The sequence below is a fragment of the Halomonas meridiana genome, assembly GCF_009846525.1.
Classification (GTDB): domain Bacteria; phylum Pseudomonadota; class Gammaproteobacteria; order Pseudomonadales; family Halomonadaceae; genus Vreelandella.
On the sequence record NZ_CP024621.1, the window covers coordinates 1182951 to 1195112 of the forward strand.

The 12162-nt window shown below is 58.2% G+C and carries 10 protein-coding genes and 6 tRNA genes; 8 read left to right on the forward strand and 8 right to left on the reverse strand.

Translation table 11 applies throughout. The features are described 5' to 3' along the window. Positions 1-14: 14 nt before the first annotated feature. The 7 genes from CTT34_RS05780 to CTT34_RS05810 form a co-directional block, all read right to left on the reverse strand. Complete coding sequence (locus CTT34_RS05780) at positions 15-1262, reverse strand: pyridoxal phosphate-dependent aminotransferase (RefSeq protein ID WP_159341591.1); 1248 nt, start codon at positions 1260-1262, stop codon at positions 15-17. Positions 1263-1317: 55 nt separating this feature from the next. Then, positions 1318-2271: a ribosome biogenesis GTPase YlqF gene (ylqF, locus tag CTT34_RS05785; RefSeq protein WP_159341592.1), complete on the reverse strand. Its 954-nt coding sequence runs from the start codon at positions 2269-2271 to the stop codon at positions 1318-1320. Positions 2272-2350: 79 nt separating this feature from the next. Next, positions 2351-2749 (reverse strand): peptide-methionine (R)-S-oxide reductase MsrB, encoded by a 399-nt coding sequence (msrB, locus tag CTT34_RS05790; RefSeq protein WP_159341593.1) that lies wholly within the window; start codon positions 2747-2749, stop codon positions 2351-2353. Positions 2750-2895: 146 nt separating this feature from the next. Further along, positions 2896-4482 (reverse strand): gamma-glutamyltransferase family protein, encoded by a 1587-nt coding sequence (locus CTT34_RS05795; protein WP_159341594.1) that lies wholly within the window; start codon positions 4480-4482, stop codon positions 2896-2898. Positions 4483-4509: 27 nt separating this feature from the next. Next, positions 4510-5835 (reverse strand): TRAP transporter large permease, encoded by a 1326-nt coding sequence (locus CTT34_RS05800; protein WP_062373659.1) that lies wholly within the window; start codon positions 5833-5835, stop codon positions 4510-4512. A gap of 3 nt (positions 5836-5838) precedes the next feature. Continuing rightward, positions 5839-6348, reverse strand: a complete 510-nt coding sequence (locus CTT34_RS05805) for a TRAP transporter small permease subunit (protein WP_058576902.1) — start codon at positions 6346-6348, stop codon at positions 5839-5841. A gap of 1 nt (position 6349) precedes the next feature. Continuing rightward, positions 6350-7453 (reverse strand): TRAP transporter substrate-binding protein, encoded by a 1104-nt coding sequence (locus CTT34_RS05810; protein WP_159341595.1) that lies wholly within the window; start codon positions 7451-7453, stop codon positions 6350-6352. Between the two features lie 360 nt (positions 7454-7813). Between CTT34_RS05810 and CTT34_RS05815 the strand changes: the two genes are divergently transcribed. The 6 genes from CTT34_RS05815 (at position 7814) to CTT34_RS05840 (ending at position 8372) form a co-directional block, all read left to right on the forward strand. Next, a tRNA-Glu gene (locus tag CTT34_RS05815) sits at positions 7814-7889 on the forward strand. Positions 7890-7914: 25 nt separating this feature from the next. Further along, a tRNA-Gly gene (locus CTT34_RS05820) sits at positions 7915-7989 on the forward strand. Positions 7990-7993: 4 nt separating this feature from the next. Beyond that, positions 7994-8069 (forward strand) — tRNA-Glu (locus tag CTT34_RS05825). Between the two features lie 42 nt (positions 8070-8111). After that, positions 8112-8186, forward strand: a tRNA-Gly gene (locus CTT34_RS05830). Positions 8187-8190: 4 nt separating this feature from the next. Further along, positions 8191-8266: transfer RNA gene (locus tag CTT34_RS05835), tRNA-Glu, on the forward strand. Positions 8267-8297: 31 nt separating this feature from the next. Beyond that, positions 8298-8372, forward strand: a tRNA-Gly gene (locus CTT34_RS05840). Positions 8373-8525: 153 nt separating this feature from the next. Here CTT34_RS05840 and CTT34_RS05845 read toward each other — a convergent pair. Beyond that, positions 8526-10154 carry a methyl-accepting chemotaxis protein gene (locus CTT34_RS05845; protein ID WP_159341596.1) on the reverse strand — a complete coding sequence of 543 codons (1629 nt, stop codon included), beginning with the start codon at positions 10152-10154 and terminating at the stop codon, positions 8526-8528. A 275-nt stretch (positions 10155-10429) separates the two neighbouring features. Between CTT34_RS05845 and CTT34_RS05850 the strand changes: the two genes are divergently transcribed. After that, the gene (locus CTT34_RS05850) at positions 10430-11392 is read left to right on the forward strand and encodes an ABC transporter ATP-binding protein (RefSeq protein WP_159341597.1); all 963 of its coding nucleotides are present in this window, start codon (positions 10430-10432) and stop codon (positions 11390-11392) included. Beyond that, positions 11389-12162 carry an ABC transporter permease gene (locus CTT34_RS05855; RefSeq protein ID WP_159341598.1) on the forward strand — a complete coding sequence of 258 codons (774 nt, stop codon included), beginning with the start codon at positions 11389-11391 and terminating at the stop codon, positions 12160-12162. Before CTT34_RS05850 ends, CTT34_RS05855 begins: the two co-directional genes overlap by 4 nt.

Genomic DNA, 12162 nt, shown 5'->3' on the forward strand with positions numbered 1-12162 from the left:
TTTTCTGTCGATCGTTACTGTCGATAGCGAGACAGGAAATTGGCAAAGCGGTCGAGCGCGTCACCCAGCTGGTCGGCCCAGGGCAGCGTGACGATACGCACGTGGTCGGGGTCTGGCCAGTTGAAGGCAGTGCCCTGCACCAGCAGAATTTTCTCCTGCAAGAGTAAGTCCAGCACCAACTGCTGGTCGTCTTTGATATTGAACACCTTGGGGTCCAAGCGCGGGAACGCGTAGAGCGCGCCTTTGGGTGTCACGCAGGAGACCCCAGGAATCGCGTTGAGCTTCTCAACGGTAATGTCGCGCTGGGCCAGCAAGCGCCCGCCCGGCAGAATCAAATCGTTGATCGACTGATAACCGCCTAGCGCCGTTTGAATGGCGTGCTGGGCAGGAACGTTAGCGCATAGCCGCATCGAGGCCAGCATGGTCAGGCCCTGAATAAAGTCCTTCGCCCTCTGTTTCGCTAGCGTGCCGGAAATAGTCATCCAGCCAGAGCGAAAGCCCGCGCAGCGGTAACTTTTAGACAGCCCGTTCATGGTGATCACCAGCTGGTCATCGTCGGCCAGCGCGCCGGTAGCGGTGTGCTCGACGCCGTCATAGAGAATCTTGTCGTAGATCTCATCGGAGAACACCACCAGATTGTGCTCTTGGGCGATATCCAGCACTTCCCTCACCACTTCCGGTGGGTAGACCGCACCGGTGGGGTTGTTTGGGTTAATAATCACAATGGCGCGGGTGCGGCTGGTGACTTTGGCACGAATATCGGCCATATCCGGTGCCCAGTCGGCCTGCTCGTCGCACAGATAATGCACGCCGTGGCCGCCGGAAAGGTGGGCGGCTGCTGTCCAGAGCGGGTAATCCGGCGCGGGGATCAGCACTTCGTCGCCATCGTTCAACAGCGCCTGCATGGCCATGACGATCAGCTCGGAAACGCCGTTACCAATATAGATATCTTCGATACCCACCCCAGGAATCTGCTTACGCTGGCACTCCTGCATGATCGCCTTGCGGGCAGAGTAAAGGCCTTTGGAATCACAGTAGCCCTGGGCAGTGGGCAGATTGCGCATCACATCCTGCAGAATCTCTTCCGGCGCTTCGAAGCCAAACGGTGCCGGGTTGCCAATGTTGAGCTTCAAGATTCGCTGGCCTTCTTCTTCGAGGCGCTTGGCGTGGTCGAGGACCGGGCCGCGAATGTCGTAGCAAACGTTGTGCAGTTTGTGTGATTTTTTCAGCGTGTGTGAGTCTCTAGGCTGCGGGGTGTCCATGGGGTGCGTTATCCAAAAGTGTCCAGTGCCAAGGAAGTATCTGTTGTGCGGTTCATTATGCGTCGGATGGTGCCGGGCTGTCTTGGTCGTTTTGCTCGGGCGGCGGCGGAATGTCTGCCGGGGTTTCCAGCGTGATGCGTCCAAGCTTACCGTCGCGCAATTCATGCAGCAGCACTTCGGCGCCACGGTGCAGGTCCACTTCCCCGCCAGGGCGCAGGCCGCCGCGTTTTCCGGCGATCTCTTTGAGAATGGCGTGGCCGTCAAACCCGGCAATAGCAAGGAAATCAGGCTTCTTAGGGCCGTCGGCGTCGACTTCCTCCACCACGGGGGCTTCGTAGGTGGGCAGTTTTTTCAGCTTATAACGGGCGGTGAGCTCGGCAGGGTAGCGTTTGGCGAGCTCCGCACTGGCCACGATAGCCACATCGGTGTATTCGATGGCGGTATCGCGAATCGCGCCGCTGGCCGCCAAGCGGTAGGCGCTGGCTTGGTCTTCGATTTTGGGCCACAGCACCCCAGGGGTGTCAATGAGTGCCACGCGACCATCGATGCGCACTTTTTGCTGGCGCTTGGTCACTGCAGGCTCGTTGCCGGTTTTGGCAATTTTGCGCCCGGCCAGGCCGTTGATCAGCGTCGATTTGCCCACGTTGGGAATGCCCATCACCATCACGCGCACGTCGCGGTCGGCGCGCACTGCACCGGCCAGCTCGTGGCAGAGCTTGGGGATTTTTTTTAGCTCGCGGGTGTTAGTGGTGGTAATCGCCAGGGCGCGAGTGTCTTCCTGAGCATCGAAAAAGGCGACCCACTCGTCGGTACGGGTGGGGTCTGCCAAATCCGCGCGAGAAAGAATTTTCAGCACCGGCTTATGGCGGGTCAGCTCGGCCAGCATGGGGTTGGCGCTGGAGTAGGGCAGGCGCGCATCGAGCACCTCGATCACCACATCAATTTCCGGCAGCGCGTCCTTGATCTGGCGGCGGGCCTTGTTCATATGTCCGGGGAACCAGCCGAGCATGGGTTTCTCCTACAAGCACAAAAAAGCGGGCGCCCATTCTAGCAGATGGTGCCCGCCTTGCCGTGCTTCCTTTCAGGGGTTACTCGTCGGGGTGGAACTCCAACGAGACGGAGTTGATGCAGTAGCGCAAGCCGGTGGTGTCTGGCGGCCCGTCCGGGAAGACGTGGCCCAGGTGGGCATCGCAGTGAGAGCAGACCACTTCGGTGCGAATCATGCCGTGGGAGGTGTCGCGGTGCTCCTCGACGCAGCGCGTTCCTAGCGGCCGGTCAAAGCTTGGCCAGCCGCAGCCCGCGTCGAATTTGTGCTCGTTTTCAAATAGCGGTGCGTGGCAGCAAACACAGTGATAGATACCTTGGGCATCGCTCACTTGGTAGTCACCGGTAAATGGCCGTTCGGTGCCTTTCTCCCGGGCGACCCGGTACTGCTCTGGGGTGAGCTGCTTGCGCCATTCGTCGGGGGATTTTTCTATTTTCGCCATGGGGTCTCCTCTCCCTCTGGTTGCCGTTCATCAGAGGCTATCTAGGTCGGCTAGCCTATCATCGTTAGGCCGCGCTGTGGCTAATGACAATAGGCCGACCATCCTAGTTCAGCATGTGCGAAACTCGCCAAATTCGCCAGTGGGCTTTATACGCTAGCGGCACCGCCGTTGCTGCGTGGGTCGTGAGCGCTCTCGATCAGCCCGTCTGGGTGGCGCACGATGCCGCCCGCGTGGCCCATGGTGTCGCTGAAGGCGTCGGGCAAAACCTCGACATCGTGGCCCGCCGTGGCCAGCGCCGCGACCAGCTCATCATCGAAGCGTTTTTCCAGCTTGAGATTGGTACTCGTTTCGCCCCAGGTGCGGCCTAGCAACCAACGCGGGGCGGTGATGGCCTGTTGCAGCGGAATGCCGTGCAGCGCGTAGCGGGAGAACACCGCCGCCTGGGTTTGCGGTTGGCCTTCGCCGCCCATGGTGCCGTACACCATGGTGCGGCCATCGTTGAACAGTGCCAGTGCCGGGTTGAGCGTATGGAAGGGTTTGCGTCCCGGGGCTAAGCCGCGTAAATCGTCTGGGTCGAGCGAAAAACTAATGCCACGGTTCTGCCATAGCACGCCGCTTTCAGGCAGTACCACGCCGCTACCAAACTCCCAGTAGATGCTTTGAATAAAGCTCACCGAGCGGCCTTCGCTGTCGACGGTGCCCATCCAAATAGTGTCGCCGGGCGCGGGCTCGTAAGGCCAAGGCAGTGCTTGGGCGGCATCAATTTCGGCGACTTCTGCGCTAAGGCGTTCGTCGCTGAGCAGCGCCTGCAGCGGCGTGGGCACTCGGTGTGGGTCTGTAACGTAGCGGTCGCGCAGCATGAAGGCGCGTTTGGTAGCTTCAATCAGCCCATGCAGGTGGGCAAAGCCGTTGGGCTCGGCGGCTTTGATACGCTCGTAAATGCCCAAAATCATCAGCGACGCCATGCCTTGCGTCGGTGCGGGCAGGTTATACAGCGTAGCGTCATTGAGTTGTACGTGCAGCGGTGTGACTTGCTGAGCGCGGTAGGCGTGAAAATCGGCTAAGCGCAGCGGGCTGCCTAGCGCCTCTAAATCCTTCGCCATGCTGGCGGCAAGCTCGCCACGGTAGAAATCATCCAGCCCGGCACTGGCCAAGCGCTTTAACGTATTAGCCAAGCGCGGCTGGCGCAGGCGCTCGCCTTCACGGGGAACTTGGCCGTTAAGCAGCAGGGCATCGCTAAAGCCGGGGCTTTGGCTCAGGCGTTCCAGGTGTTTGGCGGTAAGCGTTTCCTGGCTCTGTGAGACGGCCACGCCCTCATCGGCATGGCGAATGGCATCGGCCAGCAGCGTGGGCAGCGGCAGCGCGTTACCCCAGCCCGCCGCTACGTTGAGCGCTTCCTGCCAACCGCTAATGGTGCCCGCCATGGTCAGCGCGGCTTTTGGCCCACGTTCCGGGATCTGCGACTCGCCTGCGTAAAAATCACGGTTGGCGAGTTGGGCGGCAGGGCCACAAGCGTCGATGGCCACCGGCGCTTTGCCCGGCTCGTGAATCAGCCAAAAGCCATCGCCCCCCAAGGCATTCATGTGCGGGTAGACCACGGCGATGGCCGCCGCCGCGGCAACCATGGCTTCGACGGCATTACCGCCTTGCTTTAATACATCGCGACCGGCGCTCGCGGCAAGGTGGTGCGGCGCGACACAGCTGCCGCCGTAACTACGTTGGGTATGGAGCATTGAAAAGTCCTTTGTTATTGGTTGTGGTTACCAGCCAATGGCGTTTGGTAGCCACGTGGCAATGCTTGGAAAGATAAACACCAGCGCCACGGCTAAAAACTGTAGCCCGATAAACGGCAGCGCCCCTTTATAGATATCCAGGGTGGAGACTTCTTTAGGCGCCACGCCTTTCAAGAAAAACAGCGACCAGCCAAACGGTGGGGTTAGAAACGACGTTTGTAGCACCAGTCCCACCAAAATGCCTAGCCACACCATATCCACGCCCATCTGTACGAAGAAGGGTAAAAAGAGCGGCAGGGCGATATAGCTAATCTCAATCCACTCCAGGAAAAAGCCAAGTACAAACATCAGCAGCAGCATGAACAGCAGGGCGCTGACTTCTCCACCGGGCACCCACTCAAACATCCGTGCGACCAAGTGCTCGCCGCCCAAGCCCCGGAACGCGAGGCCGAACACCTGAGCGCTGATCAAAATAAAGAACACCATGGCGGAGATCACCAAGGTGGCTTTGGCCACTTCGCTCAACAGCGATACGGTTAAGCGTCCAGAGCAGGCAACAAACACCAGCGCCCCCAGCGCGCCCATCGCGGCGGCTTCGGTTGGGGCGGCAATACCGCCAATGATGGAGCCCAAGACCGCAAACACCAGCCCTACCGGTGGGCCGACCACGGTGACCACTTTATACAGCAGCCGTTTCTTGCTGAGCTGGGCACGCTCTTCAGCGGGAATGGGTGGCATCATGCCAGGGTAGAGTTGGGCCACCACTAAGATGGCCACGATGTAGATGCCTGCCAGCGCCAAGCCAGGCACCATCGCGGCGGCAAACATGGTGCCTACGGATTCGCCGAGGATTTCTGCTAAGAGAATCAGTACCAAACTAGGTGGGATAATTTGCCCCAGCGTACCTGATGCGCAGATCATGCCGGTGGCCAAAGTTTTGGGATAGCCCCGGCGCAGCAGGGTGGGCAGGGTGAGCAGGCCAAGTGTGACGATGGTGGCCCCCACGATACCGGTGGCGGCTCCCAGCAGCACACCCACAAAAATAATCGCCACGCCCATACCGCCGGAAATCCCGCCGAACAGGTGGCCAATCACATCGATTAACTCTTCGGCCAGTTTCGACTTCTCTAGCATGACCCCCATAAATACGAAAAGCGGTATCGCCATAAAGGTGTAGTTCGTCACTACCCCATAAATGCGTGACGGCAACAGGTTGAACAGCATTGGGCCAAAGCCCAAATAGCCAAACACAAAGGCGGTGACGGCAATGCTGATGGCCACCGGTATACCAATGATCAGCAATACAAAAAAAGCGGCGATCATGCCGATCGCGAGCCACTCATTAGGAGACATGCGTTATTCACCTCGGCTTGGAAGGGCAAACCCTTGGCGCAGCGCGTGGGCCAAGCCCTGCATTGCCAGTAAGAGAAAGCCAAAGGGGATCAGGGCTTTGAGCACCCAGCGAAGCGGCAGGCCGCCAGGGTTGGGGGACGCCTCGCTACGTAGGTAGGACTGCTCGACCCAAGGCAGCGTAAGCCAAGCGATATACAGCCCCATGGCGAGCAGCAGCAGGCCGCCAATCACTTCAATTACCCGCTGGAGCGCCACTGGGAAGCGTTCATAAAACACGTCGACCCGCACCTGTTCGCCCATAAACAGCAGATACGACATACCAAATAGAGCAATGGGGGAGATTAAGTGCCACTGCAGCTCTTGTAGCCATACGGCACCAATGCTGAATAGGTAGCGCATCACCACATCGCCCGCAACCAGAGCCACTAATACCACGCAGGTCCAAGCGGCGATCCAGCCAAACAGCCGGACCACCGCTTCGATCCCGTGGACAACACGTTCCACGGCTTGCATATCACACCCCGATAATGTCGTTTAACCAGGCACGTTCGCTGGCACCTGCCCAGCGGTCATGGTTGGCCTTAAAGGCCATGTAGCTGTCGTGTACTTTGCGCACTAGCGGGTCGGCGTTGGCTTCGGTGGCGAGCGTATCCATAGTGGCTTCGCGCAGGGCGTTCACTACGGGTTCCGGCAGCATGCTAGCGGTCACGCCGTGGGTATCAACAAGGTCGGTCATTGCTTCGCCGTTCACCGCTTCTGACCACGTCACGCTTTCCAGGCAGGCTGCCATACAGGCGCTCTTCACGATCATCTTCAGGTCATCAGGCAGTTCGTCCCAGTGCTGCTTGGAAATCAGCAGTTCACCGGTGGTGGAAGGTTCGTGCCAGCCAGTGGTGTGGTAGAACTTGGCCGCATTTTGCAGCCCCATGCGGCGGTCTTGGTAAGGGCCAACGAATTCAGCGGCGTCAATCACGCCACGCTCCAGGGCTGGGAAAATTTCACCGCCGGGCAGTACGCGGGCATCGACACCCAGGGCTGAGTACACCTTGCCTGCCAGGCCAGGTACGCGCATGCGTAGGCCGTTCAATTGGCCGATGTCTTCAATCGGCTCACGGAACCAGCCGGTCATCTGCACGCCGGTGTTGTTGAGCGGCAGGGCGATCATGCCGTAGGGCGCATAGACTTCTTCCCACAGTTCTAAACCGCCGCCGTGGTAGAGCCAAGCCATGTGGCCCATAAAGCTCATGCCGAAGGGCACGGTGGTGAAGTACTGGGCAGCGAACGTGGTTCCCGACCAGAAGTAACTGTTGGCCGCATTCATTTGAATGGTGCCGCTTTGTACGGCTTCGAAGCCTTCCAGGGCAGGAATCAGTTCGCCCGCGGAAAAGTGTTGAATGTTCAAGCGCCCGCCAGACATGGCATTGATTTTGGCGATCACATCGGTGGGGCTGCCGGGACCTTCGACATAGAAGGGCGAGCCGGGGCTGTAGGCGTTGGTCATGCGCCAGTTGAAGCGCTCGGCGGATTGAGCGGTGGCCACGCTGGGTGCGCCAAGCACCAAGCCAGCCGTGGAGGTCAATGCAGCGGTGGTAAGAAACTTGCGTCGGGTAAAGGACATTGGGCACCTCAAGCCGTCTGGAGAAACGAGAGTTAGCGGATCAGTCACGTCGTTCGTTCACTAAAGGCGTTGCAAGGGGTGTGCCAAAAAATCGATTTTATTTTAAATGAAAGATTTTTGCCGGTTTGTCGTTACTTTGCCATGGGAAGGCTGGGCTACTACTGGTGCACGAAGAAGGGAAATGCACCGCGATGATGCGGAAACGAGGCGTATCCTCCTTGATAAGCACTACGATTGCGCAGTCGCTGCGTGGGGTGGTCACCTCTCATGATTCGTTAATTAATGTTTTGATATCAGAGTGCTTGACACTCACCCCCTGCTCTGAGTAATATACGCGCCACCTCGACGAGGCAATGAAACGTCCCATTCGTCTAGTGGTCTAGGACACCGCCCTTTCACGGCGGGAACAGGGGTTCGAACCCCCTATGGGACGCCAATTAAGTCGTTAAGGTATCGGAGTTGCGGGAATAGCTCAGTGGTAGAGCATCGCCTTGCCAAGGCGAGGGTCAAGAGTTCGAATCTCTTTTCCCGCTCCAGCACGTCCCATTCGTCTAGTGGTCTAGGACACCGCCCTTTCACGGCGGGAACAGGGGTTCGAACCCCCTATGGGACGCCAATCCGATGGCAAAAATGCTTGTGTAGTGAGACAGCTTGTTTAGCGGGAATAGCTCAGTGGTAGAGCATCGCCTTGCCAAGGCGAGGGTCGAGAGTTCGAATCTCTTTTCCCGCTCCAGCACGTCCCATTCGTCTAGTGGTCTAGGACACCGCCCTTTCACGGCGGGAACAGGGGTTCGAACCCCCTATGGGACGCCACTCACTCTTAAGCGTGTAGCATGTTTGCATTGCGGGAATAGCTCAGTGGTAGAGCATCGCCTTGCCAAGGCGAGGGTCGAGAGTTCGAATCTCTTTTCCCGCTCCATGCAAACTCCTTCCTGTTTTTTTATATCTCCCTAGACGATTTTTTTGATACCGCCTCGAAGCGGCGTTTTTGTGTGCCCGTGATTTGCGTCAAGCGATGCGGATGGTAGATGGCAGGTGCGTGCCCAGGCCAACGGCCTGGGCAGCCGGCGGGTCAATCCACCAACGTGAAGTGGCCGACGACGCTGTTGAGCGATTGGGAGCGCTGCTTCAGGTCGTGGGCAGATGTGGCGGTCTGCTGCACCATGGCGGCGTTGTCCTGCGTGGCCTGATCCAACTGAGCAATGGCGACGTTGATCTGCTCGATACCGCGCGTTTGTTCATGGGTGGCGGCAGTGATGTCAGTGAATAGGTCGTTGACCCGCTGTATGCGCTGATCGATATCCTGCATGCGCTGTTTAGCGGTATCTACTAAGGTAGCGCCGTTGCTGACCTGGGCGTTGGACGTATGGATCAAGCCTTTGATCTCATGAGCCGCGTTGGCCGAGCGGTTGGCTAGCTGGCGCACTTCACCGGCCACCACCGCGAAACCGCGGCCATGTTCACCCGCCCGGGCGGCCTCGACAGAGGCGTTGAGGGCCAGAATGTTGGTCTGAAACGCGATGCTGTCGATCAGCGTGACGATCTCGGTGATTTTGTCCGCTTCGGCCGTGATCTCTTTCATGGACGCCACGGCGTCGCCGATGGCTTTCTGACCCGCTTGAGATGTTTCACCTGCGCTGCGCACCAGCTCTTTGGCTTGTTCCACGCTGTCGGCCGTTTGACGGACGGTAGCGGTCACTTCTTCCATGCTGGAAGACGTTTGCTGTAACGCAGCAGCCTGCTGTTCGGTTCGCGATGACAGTTCCTGGTTGCCCGCAGCGATATCGCCCGCGTTATGATCCACAGCGGTGCTGGTGGAGTGAATCTCTTGCATCGCATCGCGCAGCTTGTCGCGCATTTGTCGAATGTCATACAGCAGGCTGCTCGTGTCGTTGGGGTGAAGCGTTACGGGGGCAGTCAAGTCGCCCTGGGCGATGCGCGATACCACACCCGCAGCGTAGCGTGGCTCTCCGCCCAGCCGGCGCAGAATGAGTGAGATCATGCCCCAAAAGGCCAGCGTGACCAGCGCGCCTGCCACGATGCCGACCAAGATGCTTTTGACGAGCTGGCGCATGATGGTGCTACTGACGTCACCCACGAAGACGCCGCTTGCCACGTAGACATCCCACGGCGTAAAGGCGGCTGAGTAAGCGCGCACTTTGGGCTTGGCGTCGCCCCCACGAGCAAAGTTGGAGAAGTACTCGGTAAAGCCACTGCCGGTTTGCTGCGTATTATCCAGAATGGTTTGGAAGATCAGCGTCCCCTCGGGGTCTTTGACTTGCGAAATGTCCTCTCCTACGTCACGGCTTGGGTGAGCAAGCATGCGCAGGCTGCCGTTGAACGCGAACAGGTAGTTGTCCTCTTCGCCGAAGCGCACGTCGCGTAGGGTGTTGAAGGCTTGTCGCTGCGCTTCTGGCATGGAGAGCTGGCCCTGTTCGGCAAGCTGATGGTAATGCTCCAGCGTAGACACGGCGATATCCACGGCGGTGACCATGCGCTGCTCGCGTTCGGCGTAAAGTAGCGCGCGACTTTGAAACGCGTTGATCGCAATCATGACGGCCAGAATCAGCCATAAAATGGCGACGCCCAGCAGACGCTGGCGACGCAGCGGTAGGGCGGCCAGCCCTTTTTGTGCGGAGACAGTCGACCCTGATGACGGGTGAGTGTTAGCGACGGGTGACGACGTAATGGCGGTGCTCATTATCGGTTAGGCTCGCTTATATGGTCAGTATGTTCCCTTGAAGTGCCGCTGCCTGGGCAGGCGGGCACTAGGCTAATACTAAAGTATTAGTCGAGGCGCTACCGCAGCAATAGCGTGGCAAAGTGTCACCTAATGTAGTGCTAAATAGAGAAAAATCAGGGGCATGGAAGTGGTGGTTCAGAGGTTATAAGCCGCAAACTTGAAAAAACATATGCATGCCCCGATATCCTCTCTTCTATCTCTTTTTGCTCCCCACTTGCTGACAGGACATGTTCATGGCCGAACCGGCATTGTCGATCCGTGGCCTTACCAAGATGTATGGCAACGGTTTTCAAGCGTTAAAAGGTATCGATTTAGACGTCCAGCAGGGCGATTTTTTTGCGCTGCTGGGTCCCAATGGGGCGGGAAAGTCCACCACTCTGGGTGTGGTGTGCTCGCTAGTGCAGAAAACGGCGGGCAAGGTGTCGATTTTTGGGATCGACATCGACAAAGACTTCGCCAAAGCGAAATATCAGCTTGGCGTGGTGCCCCAGGAGTTCAACTTCAACCAGTTCGAAAAGGTGCTGGATATCGTACTGGCCCAGGCGGGCTATTACGGCATGAAGCGCAGCGAAGCGCTGCCTCGCGCCAAGCAGCTCTTGACTGACTTAGGGCTATGGGAGAAGCGAAACGGCAGCGCGCGGATGCTCTCGGGTGGCATGAAGCGCCGCCTGATGATTGCGCGTGCCTTGATGCACCGCCCCAAACTGCTGATCCTCGACGAGCCTACCGCCGGGGTCGATATCGAGCTTCGCCGCAGCATGTGGGAGTACATGCGGCGTATCAATCGTGATGAGGGGACGACAATCATCCTCACCACGCACTACCTCGAAGAAGCCGAGAGCTTGTGTCGTAATATCGCGATCATCAATCACGGTGAGATCGTGCGAAATACGAGCGTGCGCGAGCTGCTGGCAGAGCTGGATACCGAAACCTTCCTGCTGGATCTGGCCGAGCCGGTAGAACAAGTGCCCACCCTCGAAGGCTTCGAACTGCAGCAAATCGAGCCCTCTCAGCTGGCGCTGGTGATTCACCGTGGCCAGCAGTTGAACGATGTGTTCAGTGCGTTAAGCGCGCAGGGCATTCAGGTGGTATCCATGCGTAACCGCGCCAACCGCTTAGAGGAGATGTTTGTTTCCATGGTAGAGAGCAGTCAGCAGGCCATCGACCAGCGTGAAAAGCAGGAGGCCCGCGCATGAATGCAATGCAAACCCTCGTGGCTTTATGGACGCTAGTGCTCAAAGAGGTCAAGCGCTTCACCCGTATCTGGCCGCAAACCCTGCTGCCGCCCTCCATCACCATGGCCATGTACTTCATCATTTTTGGCAACCTGATTGGGTCGCGTATTGGTGATATGGACGGCTTCAGCTACATGGACTTTATCGTGCCAGGGCTGATCATGATGTCGGTGATCACCAACAGCTACTCCAACGTGGCGTCCAGCTTCTTCTCCAACAAATTCCAGCGCTCCATTGAAGAGATGATGGTGTCACCCATGCCCAATGGCGTGATCCTTTCCGGGTTTATTCTGGGCGGCATGGCACGTGGCCTGGGCGTGGGGCTGATCGTGACGCTGGTATCGCTGTTTTTCACTCGCTTAACGGTCGAGCATCCGCTGCTCACGGTGTTGGTGGTGGTGCTCACCTCGGCGCTATTCTCCATTGGCGGCTTTATCAACGCCCTGTTGGCGAACAAGTTTGATGATATCTCCATCGTGCCGACGTTTATTCTGACGCCGCTCACCTATTTAGGCGGGGTGTTCTACTCGATTTCGATGCTGCCGGATTTCTGGCAGGGCGTCTCGATGCTCAACCCGATTCTGTATATGGTGAACGTCTTCCGCTACGGTTTTCTGGGCGTTTCCGATATTCCGGTAGGCTGGGCGCTGGCCGCCATTTTTGCCTTTATTATTGTCCTGTTCATGGTCGCGCTGACCATGCTAGAGCGCGGTAAAGGCATTCGCAGCTAA